19 protein-coding genes, 1 other RNA gene and 1 pseudogene are annotated in these 17,967 nt (G+C 73.0%); 9 read left to right on the top strand and 12 right to left on the bottom strand.

Annotated elements, in window-relative coordinates:
• From RM812_RS17245 to RM812_RS17225, 5 genes are all read right to left on the bottom strand, one after another.
• Complete coding sequence (locus RM812_RS17245) at positions 1–294, bottom strand: hypothetical protein (RefSeq protein ID WP_311573456.1); 294 nt, start codon at positions 292–294, stop codon at positions 1–3.
• Positions 295–397: 103 nt separating this feature from the next.
• Positions 398–1,267, bottom strand: a complete 870-nt coding sequence (locus RM812_RS17240; RefSeq protein ID WP_311573455.1) for a DUF5336 domain-containing protein — start codon at positions 1,265–1,267, stop codon at positions 398–400.
• Positions 1,268–1,425: 158 nt separating this feature from the next.
• Complete coding sequence (locus RM812_RS17235; protein WP_311573454.1) at positions 1,426–2,415, bottom strand: N-acetylmuramoyl-L-alanine amidase; 990 nt, start codon at positions 2,413–2,415, stop codon at positions 1,426–1,428.
• Positions 2,416–2,437: 22 nt separating this feature from the next.
• Positions 2,438–3,088 carry a class I SAM-dependent methyltransferase gene (locus RM812_RS17230; RefSeq protein ID WP_311573453.1) on the bottom strand — a complete coding sequence of 217 codons (651 nt, stop codon included), beginning with the start codon at positions 3,086–3,088 and terminating at the stop codon, positions 2,438–2,440.
• A 156-nt stretch (positions 3,089–3,244) separates the two neighbouring features.
• Positions 3,245–5,014: an MFS transporter gene (locus tag RM812_RS17225; protein ID WP_311573452.1), complete on the bottom strand. Its 1,770-nt coding sequence runs from the start codon at positions 5,012–5,014 to the stop codon at positions 3,245–3,247.
• 422 nt (positions 5,015–5,436) lie between these two features.
• On the opposite strand from RM812_RS17225, the gene RM812_RS17220 reads away from it, so the two are divergent.
• A complete protein-coding gene (locus tag RM812_RS17220) occupies positions 5,437–6,312 on the top strand; it encodes a MaoC family dehydratase (protein ID WP_311573451.1) in 876 nt (291 codons plus the stop codon).
• 98 nt (positions 6,313–6,410) lie between these two features.
• Here the strand turns inward: RM812_RS17220 and RM812_RS17215 are convergent, their stop codons facing one another.
• Entirely contained in the window at positions 6,411–6,578 is a 168-nt protein-coding gene (locus RM812_RS17215) for a hypothetical protein (protein ID WP_311573450.1), read from the bottom strand.
• A 97-nt stretch (positions 6,579–6,675) separates the two neighbouring features.
• Entirely contained in the window at positions 6,676–7,842 is a 1,167-nt protein-coding gene (locus RM812_RS17210; RefSeq protein ID WP_311573449.1) for a hypothetical protein, read from the bottom strand.
• A 198-nt stretch (positions 7,843–8,040) separates the two neighbouring features.
• Between RM812_RS17210 and RM812_RS17205 the strand changes: the two genes are divergently transcribed.
• The 3 genes from RM812_RS17205 to RM812_RS17195 are packed head-to-tail and all read left to right on the top strand — an operon-like array spanning position 8,041 to position 11,065.
• Complete coding sequence (locus RM812_RS17205; RefSeq protein ID WP_311573448.1) at positions 8,041–8,898, top strand: Nif3-like dinuclear metal center hexameric protein; 858 nt, start codon at positions 8,041–8,043, stop codon at positions 8,896–8,898.
• Positions 8,895–9,638: a zinc ribbon domain-containing protein gene (locus RM812_RS17200; protein ID WP_311573582.1), complete on the top strand. Its 744-nt coding sequence runs from the start codon at positions 8,895–8,897 to the stop codon at positions 9,636–9,638. The genes RM812_RS17205 and RM812_RS17200 overlap by 4 nt, the downstream gene beginning before the upstream one ends.
• Before the next feature lie 11 nt (positions 9,639–9,649).
• Positions 9,650–11,065, top strand: coding sequence for a bifunctional RNase H/acid phosphatase (locus RM812_RS17195; protein ID WP_311573447.1), 1,416 nt, complete (start codon positions 9,650–9,652; stop codon positions 11,063–11,065).
• Here the strand turns inward: RM812_RS17195 and eda are convergent.
• From eda to RM812_RS17175, 4 genes are all read right to left on the bottom strand, one after another.
• Positions 11,040–11,699 carry a bifunctional 4-hydroxy-2-oxoglutarate aldolase/2-dehydro-3-deoxy-phosphogluconate aldolase gene (gene eda, locus RM812_RS17190; RefSeq protein ID WP_311573446.1) on the bottom strand — a complete coding sequence of 220 codons (660 nt, stop codon included), beginning with the start codon at positions 11,697–11,699 and terminating at the stop codon, positions 11,040–11,042. The genes RM812_RS17195 and eda overlap by 26 nt on opposite strands.
• A gap of 72 nt (positions 11,700–11,771) precedes the next feature.
• Positions 11,772–12,554 carry a peroxide stress protein YaaA gene (gene yaaA / locus RM812_RS17185; RefSeq protein WP_311573445.1) on the bottom strand — a complete coding sequence of 261 codons (783 nt, stop codon included), beginning with the start codon at positions 12,552–12,554 and terminating at the stop codon, positions 11,772–11,774.
• 46 nt (positions 12,555–12,600) lie between these two features.
• On the bottom strand, positions 12,601–13,215 hold the full coding sequence (locus tag RM812_RS17180; RefSeq protein WP_311573444.1) for a hypothetical protein: 615 nt from the start codon (positions 13,213–13,215) through the stop codon (positions 12,601–12,603).
• The gene (locus RM812_RS17175) at positions 13,212–13,976 is read right to left on the bottom strand and encodes a MerR family transcriptional regulator (RefSeq protein WP_311573443.1); all 765 of its coding nucleotides are present in this window, start codon (positions 13,974–13,976) and stop codon (positions 13,212–13,214) included. Before RM812_RS17175 ends, RM812_RS17180 begins: the two co-directional genes overlap by 4 nt.
• A gap of 166 nt (positions 13,977–14,142) precedes the next feature.
• On the opposite strand from RM812_RS17175, the gene RM812_RS17170 reads away from it, so the two are divergent.
• The 4 genes and pseudogenes from RM812_RS17170 (at position 14,143) to rnpB (ending at position 16,928) form a co-directional block, all read left to right on the top strand.
• A complete protein-coding gene (locus RM812_RS17170; RefSeq protein WP_311573442.1) occupies positions 14,143–14,733 on the top strand; it encodes a Uma2 family endonuclease in 591 nt (196 codons plus the stop codon).
• 27 nt (positions 14,734–14,760) lie between these two features.
• A complete protein-coding gene (locus RM812_RS17165; protein ID WP_311573441.1) occupies positions 14,761–15,609 on the top strand; it encodes an AraC family transcriptional regulator in 849 nt (282 codons plus the stop codon).
• A gap of 19 nt (positions 15,610–15,628) precedes the next feature.
• Positions 15,629–16,456: pseudogene (locus tag RM812_RS43045) on the top strand (DMT family transporter); the annotation flags it as partial.
• Positions 16,457–16,526: 70 nt separating this feature from the next.
• An RNA gene (rnpB, locus tag RM812_RS17160) (RNase P RNA component class A) lies at positions 16,527–16,928 on the top strand.
• A gap of 157 nt (positions 16,929–17,085) precedes the next feature.
• On the opposite strand, the gene RM812_RS17155 is transcribed toward rnpB, so the two are convergent.
• Positions 17,086–17,247: a hypothetical protein gene (locus RM812_RS17155; RefSeq protein WP_311573440.1), complete on the bottom strand. Its 162-nt coding sequence runs from the start codon at positions 17,245–17,247 to the stop codon at positions 17,086–17,088.
• Positions 17,248–17,458: 211 nt separating this feature from the next.
• Between RM812_RS17155 and RM812_RS17150 the strand changes: the two genes are divergently transcribed.
• On the top strand, positions 17,459–17,788 hold the full coding sequence (locus tag RM812_RS17150; protein ID WP_311573439.1) for a hypothetical protein: 330 nt from the start codon (positions 17,459–17,461) through the stop codon (positions 17,786–17,788).
• The last annotated feature ends 179 nt before the right edge of the window (positions 17,789–17,967 follow it).

Here is a 17,967-nt window from a genome sequence, read left to right as displayed (position 1 = left end):
TCAGTGCCGGTTCAGGCGGTTGGCGATGGCGTGGCCGACGAAGAGGTAGACGACCGCGGCCAGTCCGTAGCCGGCGACCACGCGGGCCCAGGCCTCGTCGAACGTGAAGAGGTCGCGTGACCAGCCGGCCAGCCAGTTCGCCGCGTCGTGGACGAACCGCACCAGGTCGTTGGCCCGGTTGGCGTCCAGCAGATACATCAGGATCCACAGTCCGAGGATGACGGCCATGATGTCCGCGATCACCGCGACGGCCGTCCCGGCGGAGTTGGAACCAGTGCGATATCGAGGGGACATGCCTTCCGTCTGACCCCGGACGTCCGCCTGAAACCTACGGCCCCTCGCCCGGAAGTCCCGGTGGGCGAGGGGCCGTTGGCGTTGAGCGGGCGGGCGGCTGCGGTCAGCCGCGCTGGATGCCCGAGGTGTCCTGCAGGACGCCGCGGCGGCCGTCCTGCGTCTGGGCGACCAGGTTGGCGCCGCGCTGCTCGACGGCCAGGTACCAGGTGCCCGGCGCCAGCTCGGCGATCGGCGTGGGGGAGCCGTCCTCCGCGAACAGCGGACGCGGCACCGGCACGGCGAACCAGAACGGCGAGAAGTCCGCCGCCGGCTGCGCCTGGGCCGGCTGCGCCTGGGCCGGCTGCGGCTGCGGGGCGTGCGGCTGAGGCTGCCCCGGCTGCGGCTGGCCGCCGAAGGACTGACCGGGCTGGCCGGGCTGGCCCGGCTGAGCGCCGTAGGGCTGCTGCTGCGCGCCCGGGTAGCCGTAACCGCCCTGGGGCTGGCCGCCGTAGGGCTGCGGGGCGGCAGGACGGGCGGCCGGGATCAGGGAGCCCTTGAGGGCGGGGACCAGCGGGGTGGCCACGGCCGCGGCGGCCATGACCAGCGTGGCGATGAGGGCGAGGATCAGCCCCGTGCCGGCACCGAGGTTGTCGGTGAAGCCCCCGTCGCCGTCGAAGGCGCCCGCCGGGTCGAAGATGTTGCCGAGCGCGCACCAGGCGGCGAAGACCGTGAACGCGACGCCGAACTGGCCGAGGTCCAGGCCCGCCACCTTCTTGGGCTGCGGCAGGGCACGGGCCACGATGACGAGCGCGGCGCCGATGATGCCCGCCAGGACGACACCGAGCACGACCGGCCCACTGCCCCACAGGCTGGGAATGTCGGCGCTGTCCGAGGCGCCTTCGATCGAGTAGATGTCGAGGAACGACGCGATGAACAGCAACACCGCTGCTCCGATCACCACGCCGTCGCCTCGAGTGAGGGAGCGGATATTCACTTCAGGTCCTTCGTAGGTCGTCTCGTCGTCGGTAGAGGCGTCGCTGTCACGATGTCGCCGAAAGGTTCCGGTGTGAAGCGCGGGGGTGGCCCCTCATCGTACGGGCGACACTATCGTCCGCACATCGGGGCTGTCCGCAGGGATCGGGGCGCTGATCACTACCCGCGCAGGAAACCCACGATTCCCTCAGACATCCCTCGCGCCGCCTTCTGCCGCCAGTCGCCGCTGGTCAGCAGCGCCGCGTCCGTGCTGTCACGCATGTTGCCGCACTCGATGAACACCTTGGGAACCGTTGACAGATTGAGACCGCCGAGATCCGTGCGCGTGACGAGACCGGTGCCGCCGCCGATGTAGTTGGAGGGCGCGGTGCCCGTGGAGCGGACGAAGTTGCCCGCGATGCGCCGGCCGAGGTCGGTGGAGGGGGCGACGATGGCACGGGTGTCGGCGGGGCCGTCGTGCACCGCGCCCGGCAGGATGACGTGGAAGCCGCGGTTGCCGGCCCCCGACCCGTCGGCGTGGATCGAGATCGCGGCGTCCGCGTGCGCCTCGTTGCCGATCCGGGCCCGCTCGTCCACGCACGGCCCGTAGGAACGGTCGTCGTCCTGCGTCAGCTTCACCGTGGCGCCCTGCTCCTCCAGCAGTGTGCGCAGCCGGTGGGCGACGTCGAGGGTGAACTTCGCCTCCGGCCAGCCCGCGTTGGTGGCCGTGCCCGTGGTGTCGCACTCCTTCCAGTGCGTGCCGACGTTCACCTTGCGGTTGATCTCGGTGGCGTACTGGAAGTTGCCCGGGTTGTGCCCCGGGTCGATGACGACGACCTTCCCCTTGAGGGGCCCGGAGGCGGCGGCGGGCGCGGACGGCGAGGCGGAGACGGACGGCTTCCTCGCGGTGGGTGAGGGCGACGGGCCGGTCGCTGTGCTGGTGTCGTCGGACGCGGAGGCCGGACCGCCGGTGGACGGCGCCGGTGACGTCCGTACGCCGCTGCCCGCCCGGTCCGTGCCGCCCGCGTCGTCCGGGCCGCCGACCGCCGCGTACACCCCCCACCCGAGCAGCGCCCCGGGCACCAGCGCGGCGACCGCCACGGTCAGCGGGCGGCGCAGCGGGGAGCGGCGGGGCTGGGGAGGATCGAAGTCCGGGCCTGTGTACGACACGTCAGCGACTCTAACCGCGCCCTCAGATCCCCGTGCCCGTTCGCCGCAGCACGCGCAGCGAGTCGGTCACCGAGACCTCGGCGAACGCACCGGACGCGAGAGCCCTGAGGTAGACGCGGTACGGGGCCTGGCCGGTGAACTCGTCGGCAGGGTCCGGGAAGACGTCGTGGATGACGAGGAGACCGCCGTCGGTCACGTGCGGCGCCCAGCCCTCGTAGTCGGCGTTCGCGTGCTCGTCGGTGTGGCCGCCGTCGATGAAGACGAGGCCGACGGGGGAGTTCCAGACCGCCGCCACCTGGGGGGAGCGGCCGACGAGGGCCACCACGTGCTCCTCCAGGCCGGCTCGGTTGAGGGTGCGGCGGAAGGTGGGGAGGGTGTCCATCACGCCCAGCTCGGGATCGACCGTCTCCGGGTCGTGGTACTCCCAGCCCGGCTGCTGCTCCTCGCTGCCCCGGTGGTGGTCGACGGTGAGCGCGGTCACCCCGGCCCGGCGGGCCGCGTCGGCGAGCAGCACGGTGGAGCGCCCGCAGTACGTGCCGACCTCCAGCAGCGGCAGCCCGAGCCCGCCGGCCTCCACGGCCGCCGCGTACAGCGCGAGGCCCTCGTGCGCGGGCATGAACCCCTTCGCGGCCTCGAAGGCGGCCAGGGTGTCGGGGGTGGGTGCCGCGGGCATGCGGGTCCTTTCGGTGGTGCGGGCGCGCCTTCTCGGTGGAGCGGGTGTGCCGGTTTCCGGTGGTGCGGGTGCCGGCGCCCCATGCTGCCGTACCCCCTGCCGGGCGTGCGGCAGGGGGTACGGCTCGGTAGGGGGTGAGGTACGGACCGCGTGCGGTCAGGCGGAGACCGTCTCGCCCGGCAGGAACAGGTCCAGCTCGACCGGGAGGTCGGCGCCGGTGTGGGTCGCCGAGTGGGCGAGCGGGCCGTGGCCCGTGGCCCGGGCGGCCAGGACGTACGGGCCCTGGGCGGGGACGGCGAGGGCGTAGCCGCCGTCGTGGGCGGAGAGGGTCGCGCCCGCCTGGCGGCCGTGCCGGTCGATCAGCGTGACCTTGGCGCGGGCGACGGGGGCGCCGTCGGCGGCCAGTACCCGGCCGCGGAAGCCGCGCAGCGGCTCGCCGGCCACCGGCTCCCCGGACAGCGCCTGCTCGGCGCGGGCCAGGTTCGCCTCCTCCTCGCTGCTCGCGCGCAGCTGCGTGGTCGTCGCCGGGCCGCGGCCGGGAAGGCAGAAGGCCAGTGCCAGTCCGACGGCGACCGCGGCGGTCGCGATCAGGAAGGAGACGCGGAAGCCGTGCATGGTGGGGACGGCGACGCCGTTCACGTCGTTCGCCGTGTTGGCCAGCACCATGCCGATGACGGCGCTGGACACCGAGGTGCCGATGGAGCGCATCAGGGTGTTGAGCCCGTTGGCCGCGCCCGTCTCCGAGGCCGGCACCGCGCCGATGATCAGCGCGGGCAGGGAGGAGTAGGCGAGACCGATGCCCGCACCCAGGAGGACCGCGATGACGAGGCTCTGCCAGGCGGCGCTCATCAGACCGAGCCCGGCGCCGTAGCCGATCGCGATGATCAGCAGGCCGAGGATCAGCGTGACCTTGGGCCCGTACTTCGCGGACAGGCGGGAGTAGACGGGCGCGGTGAACATCATCGTCAGGCCCAGCGGCGCCACGAGCAGGCCCGCGGTGACCATCGACTGGCCGAGGCCGTAGCCGGTGGCCTTCGGGAGCTGGAGGAGCTGGGGCAGGACCAGGGAGACGACGTAGAAGCTGACGCCGACCATGATCGAGGCCAGGTTGGTGAAGAGGACCGCGGGGCGGGCCGTGGTGCGCAGGTCGACCAGGGGAGCCTTCACGCGCAGCTCCATCAGGCCCCACAGGAGCAGGACCACGGCGGCGGCGGCGAACAGGCCGAGCGTGGTGGCGGACGACCAGCCCCAGTCGCTGCCCTTGGTGATCGGCAGGAGGAAGAGGACCAGACCGGCGGAGAGGCCGAGCGCGCCCGGCAGGTCGAACGAGCCCTTCGCGCGCAGCGGGGACTCGGGAACGACGAGCAGGGTCAGGGCGATGGAGACGACACCGAGGCCGGCGGCGCCGTAGAACAGGGCGTGCCAGTCGGCGTGCTGCGCGACCAGCGCCGCGGCGGGCAGGGCCAGGCCGCCGCCGACGCCGATCGAGGAGCTCATCAACGCCATGGCCGAGCCGAGGCGTTCGCGGGGCAGCATGTCGCGCATCAGGCCGATGCCGAGGGGTATCGCGCCCATCGCGAAGCCCTGGAGCGTACGGCCGACGATCATCGGGAGCAGGGCGTCCGTGAACGCGCTGACCAGCGCGCCCACCACCATCACCGACAGGCTGGCGATCAGCATGCGCCGCTTGCCGTAGAGGTCGCCGAGGCGGCCCATGATCGGGGTGGCCACGGCTCCGGACAGGAGTGTGGAGGTCAGGACCCAGGTGGCGTTGCTGGGTGTGGTGTCCAGGAGTTGGGGCAGGTCCTTGATGACCGGGACCAGCAGGGTCTGCATCACCGCGACGACGATGCCCGCGAAGGCGAGCACCGGGACGGTGGCCCCGCTCGCTTTCCGGGCGGGCTCGTCGGTCGTCGTGTGGGACATGGGGTGGGGCCTCCAGGCCGGGAGTCGGCGAACGCGATGCGTGATCGGTGGTCTGCGATGTGTGCAGGCTGAACCTCGTGCGCCCGGGCAACTATTCCGTTGCTTCGTGTCCCTAACGAATTCTTGACCTTCTCTTGTAAGTTCCTACGTCCCCTGTCGTATGTGCCTGCGTCCGTGGGCCCGGGAAGGCCGGGGACCACGTCCCGATGCGAGGGGTGCACCCGGTGCCGGCTCCCGTGAAGGAGACGGCGGGAGCGGTGCGTTGCCGGTGGCATACGGGCGACGCTACGGAGTCGGCGGGAGCGGGCGGCAGACGCGGTTGCCCGGAGTCCGGGAGGACGAATGTCACGGGTGGCCGGCGTCCCGTACGGTCGAGGCTGACCGTGATCGTCGTCGTGACCCGACCGGGGGACAGGAGAGCCATGCCCATCGACGCGGCCGAGGCGCTCGCCGCCGGTCCCCGGGTGCGCGAGATCGCCTGGGACCACAAGGACGTCCAGCTCTACCACCTCGGCATCGGCGCCGGTCTCCCCGCCACCGATCCCCGTGAGCTGCGCTACACCCTGGAGTCCCGGCTGCACGTGCTGCCGAGCTTCGCCACCGTCGCGGGCGGCGGCCCGCCCGGCGTGATCGGCGGGCTGTCCGTGCCCGGCGTCGACGTCGACCTCGCCCGGGTGCTGCACGGCGGGCAGCGCCTGCGCCTGCACCGGCCCGTTCCGGTGCGCGGCCGGGCGAGCGCGGCCTCGCGCCTCGTCGCCGTGTACGACAAGGGCACGGCGGCCGTCCTGGTCCTGCGTACCGACGTCACCGACGCGGACGGGCCGCTGTGGACCGACGAGGCCGAGATCTTCGTACGGGGAGAAGGCGGCTGGGGCGGTGAGCGGGGACCTTCCGCGCGCCCGGCACCGCCGCCCGCCGACGCGCCCGACGAGGTGGTCGAGCGGCCCGTACGCGAGGACCAGGCCCTGCTCTACCGGCTCAGCGGCGACTGGAACCCCCTGCACGCCGACCCGGAGTTCGCCGCGCGCGCCGGCTTCGACCGGCCCGTCCTGCACGGGCTGTGCACCTACGGCGGCACGCTCAAGTCGGTCGTCGACGCGCTGCTCGACGGCGACGTGACCCGGGTGCGCGAGTACCGCACGCGGTTCACCGGGGTCGTGTACCCGGGACAGACGCTGCGGGTGCGCATGTGGCGGTCCCGGTCGCCGGTCGGGGGCGGGACCGTGCGGGTCGCCGTGAGCGTGCCCGAGCGGGACGACGCCCCCGTCCTCGCCGACACCGTCGTCCGGTACGCGTGACGACCACGGCCCCGTCCGTCGGACGTGAACGGCCCCGTCCGTCGGATACGACGAACGGGGCCGGTGCTGCTTGCCGTGTGTGTTTGTCCCCCGTGCCGTCAGGCGGCGGTTCCGGACTCCTCGGCGGGCTTGCGGTGGCGGCCCCGAGGAGTCGCCGCGCCGTCCTGGTCGGAGACCGGTCCCCGGTGTTTGCCGTGCCCGGTGTCGGTCTGGGAAACGTCGGCACCGTCGGCCTGCATCGGCTGGGTCGTGCTGGCGTCGTTCATCGGAAGGAATTCACCCCGTCAACATGATCTTTCCTACAGCCGGGCGAGTGTAACCGGCACACCTCGGCCCGAATCCAGGCAGTCACGCCAACCGGCACTAGTTCGTTACAAGCCGTGCCAGCGGGGCCTGTTGGAGCGGTACCGGACGCGGTGGGGCGGGGTCCGGGACATCCGTTTCGGCGGGCCCTTCCGGAGGCGTGGCCTCCGCCGTTCCCCCGCTCCCCGGCCGCTCGTCGTCGGTCCAGGGCACGGACAGCCGCGCCACGCCACACGGCAACTCCGGTGTGGCGCAGGGCAGACGGAGCTCCCCGCCGGCCGTCAACACCCCGGCGCCCGCCAACCACCCCGCGGGCGCCGGAACGTGACGCACCCGCCGCTCGGTGGGCCGCCACAGCCCGACCCAGCTGCCGAACGCGCCGTCCATGCGCAGCGCCACCGCGCAGCGCTCCGGCGTCAGCGCCTGGCCGGGCTGGACCGCGAACGGCGTGACGACGCAGTCCGGCAGCTGCAGGCACTCCGGGAAGCGCACCGGCAGGGTGCTGCCCAGCACCCCCCAGCCCAGCCGCTCCTGCCCCGGAGAGGGCGCGTCCGAGCGGATCAGCACCAGCCCGCTGTCCGGGTCGGCCAGCAGTATCCGGTCGTCGCTGTCCTCGGTGATCTGCAGCAGCGGCGACACCTCGCCGCCCCGCTCCAGGTCCACCACGACCGCCTTGGTGCGCCCGCCGGTCTCCCGGTCCACGGCCAGCAGCCGGCCCGTGCGGTCCAGCCACACCCCGCCCGAGCAACGGCCGGGGATCTCGGCCAGCCGCTCGGGCCCGCAGGCGTCACCCGCGACCTGCCACAGCACCGACGTCCGCGGACCGACGGCGAGCGCGTAGGCCCGCTCGCCGTCCGGAGCCGGCGGCAGCAGCCGCAGCGCGGTGGTCTCCTCGGGGCACTCGACCGCGCCGAGGGGCAGTTCGCCGGTGCCGGGGCCGGTCGGGTAGAGCAGCGAGAAGACGTGCCGTCCGGCCGCGACGCGGTGGACCAGGACCCGTCCGTCGCCCATCGGCTGCACCTCGGTGCCGGGCTCCTCCGGCTGGTTGCCGGGCAGCGGCACCGCGTACGGCTCGGGGCCGTCCAGGGTCCAGCGCTCCGGGAACCAGGAGTCGCCCCTGAGGGCGAGGCGCGCGGCGTAGCCGCCCTCCGCGGTGATGGTGCAGCCCGCACGCGGCGGCCCGCCGTTCCCGGGGTCCGCCGAAAGCTCGATCGCACAGACCGTCATTATTCGGTCACCTCCGGCGAAGAAGCTAGTTTTCGTACGCACGGCCGGGGGTCGGTGGGCCGTCCTCATCACACGTACGTGTGGCACAGGAACGATTCGCCTGAGCGGAGGGAGACGAGTGTGCTGTGCCGGAGCGGGGCGGCCGCGAGGGCACGCTGCGGGTACAGCGGCGCAGAACGGCCAGGTAGCCTTGCTCATGTGCCCCGTCTGTCAGAAGTCATCGCCGCGCTGGAGAGTCTGTGGCCCGCCGAGCGGGCCGAGTCCTGGGACGCGGTCGGCACCGTCGTGGGCGACCCCGACCAGGAGGTCTCCCGGGTCCTGTTCGCCGTCGATCCCGTCCAGGAGATCGTCGACGAGGCGGTGAAGCTGGGCGCCGGCCTGCTCGTCACCCACCACCCGCTGTATCTGCGGGGCACGACGACGGTCGCGGCCTCCACCTTCAAGGGCCGTGTCGTGCACACGCTCATCAAGAACGACATCGCCCTGCACGTCGCCCACACCAACGCCGACACCGCCGACCCGGGCGTCTCCGACGCGCTGGCCGGCGCGCTCGACCTGCGCGTCGTACGGCCCCTGGTGCCGGACCCGACCGACCCCGAGGGCCGCCGCGGCCTGGGCCGGGTGTGCGAGCTGGAGCATCCGCTGACCGTCGGCGAGCTCGCCGCCCGCGCCGCCGAACGGCTGCCCGCCACCGCGCAGGGCATCCGCGTCGCCGGCGACCCGGGCGCGACCGTCCGCACGGTCGCCGTCAGCGGCGGCTCCGGCGACAGCCTCTTCGACCACGTACGGGCGGCCGGCGCCGACGCCTTCCTCACCGCGGACCTGCGCCACCACCCTGTGTCGGAAGCCCGCGCCCACAGTTCCCTCGCGCTGCTCGACGCGGCACACTGGGCCACCGAATGGCCCTGGTGCGAGCTGGCCGCAGCCCAGCTCGACGAGATCTCCGACCGGAACGGATGGGACCTGAGGGTCCACGTCTCCAAGACGGTCACCGACCCCTGGACCGCCCACGCGGCGTCCACCCCGACCTCCAACACAATGGGAGCCCCCAACTGAAAGCCGCGTCCGCCGACCAGATCCGACTCCTCGACGTCCAGGGCCTCGACGTCCGCCTCCAGCAGCTCGCGCACAAGCGCCGGTCCCTGCCGGAGCACGCCGAGATCGAGTCGCTGACCAAGGACCTCACGCAGCTGCGCGACCTGCTCGTGGCCGCGCAGACCGAGGAGAGCGACTGCGCCCGCGAACAGACCAAGGCCGAGCAGGACGTGGACCAGGTGCGCCAGCGCGCCACCCGCGACCAGCAGCGCCTGGACTCGGGCGCCGTCACCTCCCCGAAGGACCTGGAGAACCTCCAGCGGGAGATCGCCTCCCTCGCCAAGCGGCAGGGCGACCTCGAGGACGTCGTCCTGGAGGTGATGGAGCGCCGCGAGTCCGCGCAGGAGCGGGTCGCCGAGCTGACCGAGCGGGTCGGCGCCGTGCAGGGGAAGATCGACGACGCCACCGCGCGCCGGGACGCGGCCGTCGAGGAGCTGGACGGCGAGGCGGCCTCGGTGACCAAGGAGCGCGAGGTCGTGGCGGCCTCGGTCCCCGCGGACCTGCTGAAGCTCTACGACAAGCTGCGCGAGCAGCAGGGCGGCGTCGGCGCGGCCAAGCTGTACCAGCGCACCTGCCAGGGCTGCCGCCAGGAGCTGGCGATCACCGAGCTGAGCGAGATCCGCTCGGCGGCTCCCGACACGGTCGTACGCTGCGAGAACTGCCGCCGCATCCTGGTGCGTACGGCCGACTCCGGGCTGTAGGGGCGCGTCCCGTGGCGGATCGGGAGTTCGTCGTCGAGGCCGACGGCGGGTCGCGGGGCAACCCGGGGCCCGCGGGCTACGGAGCCGTCGTGGTGGACGCGGCGACGGGCCAGACCCTGGCCGAGGCCGCCGAGTACCTCGGCGTCGCCACGAACAACGTGGCCGAGTACCGGGGCCTGCTGGCCGGCCTGCGCGCGGCCAGGGAGCTGGACCCGGACGCCACCGTCCACGTCCGGATGGACTCCAAGCTCGTCGTCGAGCAGATGTCGGGCCGCTGGAAGATCAAGCACCCCGACATGAAGCCGCTGGCGGCCGAGGCGGCACGCGTCTTCCCGCCGGGGCGGGTGACGTACGAGTGGATCCCCCGCGCGAGCAACAAGCACGCCGACCGCCTGGCCAACGAGGCGATGGACGCGGGGGCGCGCGGTGAGCAGTGGTCGCCGTCCGCTTCGACGGCGGAACTGGACGCGGGTGCCGCCGCCGACGGACGCGTCGTCCGCGCCGGTCGTGGCCGAGGTGAGCCGGGGGTCGCTCCCGCCGGGGACGTGCCGGAGGCCGGCGGTGAGGGGAGCGGCGCCGGTGCCGCCGTGGGCGAGCGTCTCGCCCGGGCGGCCGGGACCGCCGCCCGGACCGCGCCCGGAGCCGGCGCCTCCGCCTCCGCCGCCGATGTCACGGGCACCGAAGCCACCGGCACCGCGGACGCGACCGCCACCGTGGACGCCACCGTCCTCGAGGCATCGGCGGACGCCGACGTGCGGGCCGCGAAGACCGTCGCCTCGCCCGGCTGGGGTCCGCCCGACATGGGTGCTCCCGCCACCTTCGTCCTGCTCCGGCACGGCGAGACGCCCCTCACCCCGCAGAAGCGGTTCTCCGGAAGCGGCGGCAGCGACCCGGCCCTGTCGTCCGTCGGACGCGAGCAGGCCGAGAAGGTCGCCGCGAGCCTCGCCCGGCGCGGCACGATCCAGGCGATCGTCGCCTCCCCCCTGGCCCGCACCCGCGAGACCGCCGGCATCGTCGCCGCCCGCCTCGGTCTGGAGGTAACGGTCGAGGAGGGCCTGCGCGAGACCGACTTCGGCGCCTGGGAGGGGCTCACCTTCGGCGAGGTGCGCGAGCGGCACCCGGACGACCTGAACGCCTGGCTGTCCTCCCCGGACGCCGAGCCGACCGGCGGCGGCGAGAGCTTCGCGGCGACCGGCGCCCGTGTCGCGGCCACCCGCGACAAGCTGGTCGCGGCCTACGCGGGCCGCACGGTCCTCCTGGTCTCCCACGTGACGCCGATCAAGACGTTCGTACGGCTCGCGCTCGGCGCCCCGCCCGAGTCCCTGTTCCGCATGGAGCTGTCGGCGGCCTCGCTGTCGGCGGTGGCGTACTACGCGGACGGCGGCGCCAGCGTCCGCCTGTTCAACGACACGTCCCACCTGCGCTGAGCGCCGCCGCCTCGCGGGCCAGCGCCTCGACCCGGACCCAGTCACGCTCGGCGACCGCATCCTTCGGGAGCATCCAACTGCCCCCGACACAGCCGACGTTGGGCAGCGCCAGGTACTCCGGTGCCGAGGCCGGTCCGATGCCGCCCGTCGGGCAGAAGCGGGCCTGCGGCAGCGGGGCGGCGAGCGCGCCGAGGTAGGCGGTGCCGCCCGCGGCCTCGGCCGGGAAGAACTTCATCTCCCGCACCCCGCGCTCCAGCAGCGCCACCACCTCCGACGTGGTCGACACCCCGGGCAGGAACGGCACCCCGGACGCCCGCATCGCCTCCAGCAGTACGTCCGTCCACCCCGGGCTGACCAGGAACCGCGCCCCGGCCGCCACCACCGCACCGACCTGCTCCGGCGTGATGACGGTGCCCGCACCGACCACCGCGCCCGGCACCTCCTCGGCGATCGCCCGGATCGCGTCGACCGCGACCGGCGTGCGCAGCGTCACCTCGATCGCGGGCAGCCCCCCGGCGACGAGCGCGCGGGCGAGCGGCACGGCGTCCGCGAGGTCGTCGACGACCACGACGGGGACGACGGGGGCGAGGTCCAGCACCGAGGCGGCGGGGGAGGAGGGCAGCGGTGAACTCATGGCCTCATCGTGCCGCCGGAGAGCATCAGACGCAACGAGCGTTGCAAAATGCGCAACGGTGCGTCGGTCGTTTCAGTGGATCTCCGCCACCAGCACGTCCAACGACCACGGCTTCCCCGCCTTCGTGGGCGCCTGCGCCTCCACCTCGTACCCGAGGTCCCGCAGCGCCTCCACCAGCTCGGCGGGCCCCCCGGGCGCGCTCGCGGACGCCAGCAGACTCCGAACGATCCGCCCCTTGGTCGCCTTGTTGAAGTGGCTGACCACCTTGCGGGTCGGCGCGTGCAGCACCCGCACGGTCGCCGTCCGCCCGGCGACCTCGCCCGTCGGCTTCCACGCCGCCGCGTACGCAGACGAGCGCAGGTCCAGCACCAGCCGGTCCCCGGCCGCCTCGGGCAGCACCTCGGCCATCGGCGCCCGCCAGAACGCGCCCAGAGCCCCGAGCGCGGGGAGCTTCACGCCCATCGGGCAACGGTACGAAGGAATTCGGTCGGTCACCCGGACCGCGCCCCACAGCCCCGAGAAGACGAGGAGGGAGCGGGCGGCGCGCCGCTTGGCGGCCGGGTCCAGCGTGCCCAGGTCCAGGGCGTCGTACAGCACGCCGGTGTAGATCTCCCCGGCCGGCCGCGCCCCCGCCGTCCGCAGCTCCGCGTTCTTGGCGACCTCCCCGCGCAACCCCTCGCTCAGCCCGAGCACCTCGCGCGCCTTCTCCTCGTCACCGGCGCACAGCTCGACCAGCTCGCCGAGGACGGCCTCCCGGGCGGGGGCCAGTCCCGGCAGGGACAGCGACTCCGGCTTCAGCGGGGCGCCCCGGCCGGACGCGGCCTTCCCCTCGGACGGCGGCAGCAGGACAAGCACACGTACTCCTTCACTCCGAGCTCCGGGGCTCCCGGTGGGCTCCCGGTCAGGGTACGGCGTACCCCTCCCGTGCCTGATCGACGGCCCGGACCAGGCCACCGGGGTCGTCGGCGTGACAGCGCACGACGCGCACCTCGCGCCGCCGCCCGAGGAAGGTGACGTGGGTGACGGGCTCGGCGAGTTCGACGGTGACGGAGGTCTGCGCGCCCACGGCGAGATCCAGCTCACCGTCCGCCGGCTCATGGGTCATGCGCAGTTCCCGGCGGACGGAGGCGATCCGGTCCAGCGGTATCCGTATGTCGACGTGCACGGCCCGGCGGATCCGCAGCGTGCCGCCGGCCGCGTGCAGGACGTGCGGGCGTACCACGGACGCGGCGTGCAGTCCGATCACGAACACGACGGTGTACACGTCCAGGACAAGCACCACGTGGTGCGCGGTGGGCCAGTCGCGCAGCAGCACGGACATTCCCACCGACTCGACCACGCACACGAACGCGAACCCGAACATCATCGCGCCCTGCCCCCGCACGTACCCGAAGGCCGCCCCGCCGCCCTCCGTCCCATGGGTTCGCCGGGTCACCCACAACCACAGGCTCGCCAGCAGCCGCAGCTCGTGCCGGACGAGGAGCCAGGGGACCATGACCAAGGCCGGACGTCTCATGACCGCCGCCCCCGGGAGGCGATCTCCATGGCCTGCCGGATCGCCTCCGCCTGGGCCGGAGCGAAGTCGGCGTAGAAGGCCCGCAGGAAGCTGTGCCCGGAGTCGAGGAGGACGTTCTCCTCGGGCAGCATCTCCTCGGGCAGACAGTCGGCCAGCGCGCGGGCCGCCTCGCCGACGCGCGGATCGTCCGGGCGGGCGTCGACGAGGTCGTCGAGCAGCGCGTAGACGCGGTGGGCCCGTGCGACCACCTCCGGCGAACCCAGCGCACCGCGCAGCGTCTCCAGCAGCCGTGCCCGGTCCTCCGGAGCCACCGTGGTTTCCAGCAGCGCCAGCATCTCCCGGTCCCGGGCGGCCATGGGCGAGTCGTCGGGGGCCTGCGGGATGCCGGCGAACAGCGCGGCCAGCTCCGGCGAGACCGGCCCCTCGGCCGGCAGTCCGCCCTCCGCCTCCAGCAGCGCCCGCAGCCGCGCCCGCCGCTCCTGGATCGCCGCTTCCTGCCGCGCCAGATCCGCGTCCAGCTCCTCCAGCACCTCGGCCAGATCCTTCCCGGCCTCGTCCGCGAGCACGTCCCGCACCTCCGCCAGCCCGAGCCCCAGCTCGGTCAGCCGCCGGATCCGGGCCAGCACGACGACGTGCCGCAGGGTGTACGTCCGGTACCCGTTGGCCAGCCGCTCCGGCTCGGGCAGCAGGCCCTGGTGGTGGTAGTGCCGCACGGTCCGCGTGGTGACGCCGACGGCGCCGGCGAGTTCTCCGATCCGCATGACCCCAGTAGAGACGTTGACGTTGCGACAGGGTCAAGCGGCTGCTGGGTCGGTAACCGACGGTGGCTGTGATCCTGTGCCACGATCGAGGGAACGGTTCCCGATCTCTCGGACAGGTGATCAGCGGATGTCCCAGTCTGGCGAGCGACCGAAGGAGGGGCGTGACATGACCGCCATGGCACACGAACCGCTGACGCAGGCCGAGGTCCTGCTGGAGGGGTTCCTCGCCCTGGACACGCCGGAAGGCTTCCGGGCCGAGCTGATCGAGGGGGAGATCGTCGTGACGCCGCCGCCGGACGGGGATCATGAGGACTACATCAATCTGATCGTGAAGCAGGTGATCAGGCGATCCCGGACCGACATGGATGTCTCCGGCAACAAGGGGCTGAAACTCAGGGGCGGTCTCGACCACCCGATGGACCACCTCATTCCCGACTGCACCTTCGCCCCCACGGCACAGCGCCTGTATCGCGGCGCGGACCCCTGGATGCCATGTGAGGGCGTCGCCATGGTCCTGGAGGTGACGTCCAGCAAGCCCCGGGTCGACCGTGAGGCCAAACGCCGCTGCTATGCCGGCGGCGGCATCCCCCTCTACTTGCTCGTCGACCGACAGGCGTCCTCGATCACGCTGTTCAGCAGCCCGGAGAAGATCGACCACCGCGACGACTACCGCGAGCACCGCACCCTCCCCCTCGGCAAACCGCTGGCTCTTCCGGAGCCCTTCGCCTTCGAACTGGACACCGCCGACTTCCTCTGATCCCGTGGGGGCAGGGGGTGGGAAGCGGTGGACGCACGCGGGGAACAGGCACGGTGGACCAGGGCCCGGCTCGGCACGGCCGGCCCGCCCCTCGACCTCCTGACCGCCCGCTTCGACCGCCACGTCTACGCCCCGCACGCCCACGACGAGTACACGGTCGGCGTCACCGTCGGCGGCCTGGAGGTCATCGCCTACCGGGGCGGGCACATCCACTCCGGTCCGGGCTCCATCGTCGTCCTCGAACCCGGCGAGGTGCACACCGGCGGCCCGGCCGCCCCCGACGGCTACTCCTACCGCGCCCTGTACGCGACCCCCTCCCTCCTCGCCGACGGCACGCGCGGCAGCGGCCTCCCGCACTTCCGCGAGCCCGTCCTCGACGACCCGGAACTGGCCGCCGCCCTGCGCGCCACGCACATGGACCTGGCCCACCGCCCCGACCCGCTGGAGGCCGAGTCCCGCCTCCCCTGGCTGCTCACGGCCCTGGCCCGCCGCCACTCCACGGCCCGCGCGGCCGACGACACGGTCCCCGGCGCCGACCGCATCGCCCGCGTCGTACGCGACCGCCTCGCCGACGAACTCCTCGCCCCGCCGTCCCTGGCATCCCTCGCCACGGACCTCGGCCTGTCCCGCTACCAACTCCTGCGCGCCTTCCGTACGACGATGGGGATACCCCCGTACGCCTGGCTCGCCCAGCACCGGGTGGCCAGGGCGCGCGGGCTGCTGGACGCGGGCCTGCGCCCCGCCGAGGTGGCGGCTCTGGTGGGGTTCGCCGACCAGGCGCACCTGACCCGCTGGTTCCGCCGGGTCCTCGGGGTGACCCCGGCGGCGTACCGCGACAGCGTGCGGCGCAACAGCGTTCAAGACGGGGCCGTCTGAGGAGGCCGAGACTCGCCGCATGACTGCACGCGGCTGGTTTCTGTTCTCCCTGATGGGCGTGGTCTGGGGCGTCCCCTACCTGATGATCAAAGTGGCGGTGGACGACGTGTCCCCGTCCGCGGTGGTGTTCACGCGCTGCGCCCTGGGCGCGGCCCTCCTGCTCCCCTTCGCCCTGCGCAAGGGACATCTCTTCGGGACCGTACGGACGCACTGGAAACCCCTCCTCGCCTTCGCCGTCATCGAGATCATCGGCCCCTGGTGGACCCTGACCGACGCCGAACGCCACCTGTCCAGTTCCACCGCGGGCCTGCTGATCGCGGGTGTGCCCATCGTCGGCGTGGTCCTGGCCCGCTTCTTCCATGACACCGAACACCTCGGCACACGCCGCCTGACCGGCCTCGGCCTCGGCCTCGCCGGCGTGGGCGTCCTCACCGTCCCGCACCTGACCGGCGGCGACGCCCGGTCCCTCGCCGAGGTGCTGCTGACGGTGCTGGGCTACGCCACGGCCCCGCTGATCGCCGCCCGCCACCTCAAGGACGTACCGTCCCTCCACCTCACGGCGTCCTGCCTCACGCTCGCGGCCCTCGTCTACGCCCCCGCCGCCGTCCTCACCCGCCCCGACACCCTCCCCTCCACCGAGGCGCTCGCCGCGCTCGCCGGCCTGGGCGTGGTCTGCACGGCGATCGCCTTCGTCGCCTTCCTGGAGCTGATCAAGGAGGTCGGCCCGACCCGCGCCACGGTCATCACCTACGTCAACCCGGCGGTCGCGGTGACCGCGGGCGCCCTCTTCCTGGACGAATCCCTGACCCCCGGCGTCATCGCCGCCTTCGCCCTGATCCTCGCGGGCTCGGTCCTGGCGACGGCGGCCACGGGACCGAGCCGACGCCCACGCCCGGTACCATGGTCGATACGGCAGACGAGCCGGGCGGGCGGCCGCGTGGAGTCCCTCACGGGACTTCCCGAGGAACGTCCGGGCTCCACAGGGCAGGGTGATGGCTAACGGCCACCCGGGGTGACCCGCGGGACAGTGCCACAGAAAGCAAACCGCCCGGGACCTCGGTCCCGGGTAAGGGTGAAACGGTGGTGTAAGAGACCACCAGTGCCCAGGGCGACCTGGGCAGCTAGGTAAACCCCACCCGGAGCAAGGTCAAGAGGAGACACCCCGGTGTCTCTGCGCGGACGTTCGAGGGCTGCCCGCCCGAGTCCGCGGGTAGACCGCTGGAGGCCGGTGGCAACGCCGGTCCTAGATGGATGGCCGTCGCCCCGAGGTCCGCGAGGACCTCGGGGAACAGAACCCGGCGTACAGCCCGACTCGTCTGCCGCCACCTGCGGCTTGCCGCGAGGCTCGGATACGCGCCGCCTGCCCGAGGCCGACTGGAATCGGCAGGGCGTCCGCGCGCCTACGAGTGTCGGAAGCCCGCTCCGACAGGGCACGGGATCCCTGCCGTGACCGTTGCCGGAGACTGACCGGGAGAGCTACCAGGTGGGGCCGCTGTGCGGCTGTTCGGCCGCCCGGCGCGCCGCTTCCTCGGCGATGCGGGCCTGGCGCTCGGCCTCCTGCCGGGCCATGAACTCCGCGTGCTCCCTTGCGGCCCTCTCCTGGGCCTCGCGGGTGATGCGGATCTCTTCGTCGCTCATCGGCATGCTGTCCCCCTTCTCGTGGTGGCGGGGCCGACGGCAGTGCCGTCTTCCCCTTCCCGAGCGTAAGTCGCGCAATGCGTGTGTCAACGCTCGAGTGACACCCGTGAGTTGGGGGAGGTTCGCTAGTGCGCACGGTTCTTGAGTGGCAAGTCCGAGTCCGTCCTGGAGTGCATTCGCACCTCCGTCATACGCGTATTACGTTGCTTTCGTGGCTAAGACGCGGATCAGTATCAGCCTGGAGCGAGACCAGGCCGAACGCATCAGGCAGCACGCGGAACGGGTGGGCATGGACGTCTCGGCGTACCTGGTACACGCCGCGACTCGGCAGATGGCCGAGAGCGATGCCATAGAGGAACAGTTCGCCGAGGTGGACACCCTCATCGCCCGGGCGGAACGGGCAGCGGACGGACTGCCCTCCGAACCCGCCCAGGAACCGGTCGCGGAACTGACGGAGCAGGAACGCCGCGAGGTCGAGGAGGCCCTCGGTCTGGCGCACGGCCGGGACCGGCACGGCCGCCACCCGGGGCGCGCCGCGTGAGCGCACGGGTGCCGGTTTACGACACCGGCATGCTCGTCGCACTCGCCGCTGGCTAGGTGTATTGATCACGAGCGTTGTTGACACTCGCCGGTGCTTGATCATGGCGAAGACCTCCGGTGTGGTGGAGCTGTCTAGGACTGCACCGCACGGAGGTCTTCGTGTCCCACCGTAATGCCCGG

This window comes from Streptomyces lancefieldiae, assembly GCF_031845825.1.
Taxonomy (GTDB): domain Bacteria; phylum Actinomycetota; class Actinomycetes; order Streptomycetales; family Streptomycetaceae; genus Streptomyces; species Streptomyces lancefieldiae.
This window is presented reverse-complemented; position numbering and strand designations above follow the sequence as displayed.

Coding starts and splice junctions, on each gene's coding strand:
- RM812_RS17245 (WP_311573456.1), bottom strand. CDS start 294: ATGTCCCCTCGATATCGCACTGGTTCCAACTCCGCCGGGACGGCCGTC.
- RM812_RS17230 (WP_311573453.1), bottom strand. CDS start 3,088: ATGCCCGCGGCACCCACCCCCGACACCCTGGCCGCCTTCGAGGCCGCG.
- RM812_RS17225 (WP_311573452.1), bottom strand. CDS start 5,014: ATGTCCCACACGACGACCGACGAGCCCGCCCGGAAAGCGAGCGGGGCC.
- RM812_RS17220 (WP_311573451.1), top strand. CDS start 5,437: ATGCCCATCGACGCGGCCGAGGCGCTCGCCGCCGGTCCCCGGGTGCGC.
- RM812_RS17215 (WP_311573450.1), bottom strand. CDS start 6,578: ATGAACGACGCCAGCACGACCCAGCCGATGCAGGCCGACGGTGCCGAC.
- RM812_RS17210 (WP_311573449.1), bottom strand. CDS start 7,842: ATGACGGTCTGTGCGATCGAGCTTTCGGCGGACCCCGGGAACGGCGGG.
- eda (WP_311573446.1), bottom strand. CDS start 11,699: ATGAGTTCACCGCTGCCCTCCTCCCCCGCCGCCTCGGTGCTGGACCTC.
- RM812_RS17180 (WP_311573444.1), bottom strand. CDS start 13,215: ATGAGACGTCCGGCCTTGGTCATGGTCCCCTGGCTCCTCGTCCGGCAC.
- RM812_RS17175 (WP_311573443.1), bottom strand. CDS start 13,976: ATGCGGATCGGAGAACTCGCCGGCGCCGTCGGCGTCACCACGCGGACC.
- RM812_RS17170 (WP_311573442.1), top strand. CDS start 14,143: ATGACCGCCATGGCACACGAACCGCTGACGCAGGCCGAGGTCCTGCTG.
- RM812_RS17155 (WP_311573440.1), bottom strand. CDS start 17,247: ATGAGCGACGAAGAGATCCGCATCACCCGCGAGGCCCAGGAGAGGGCC.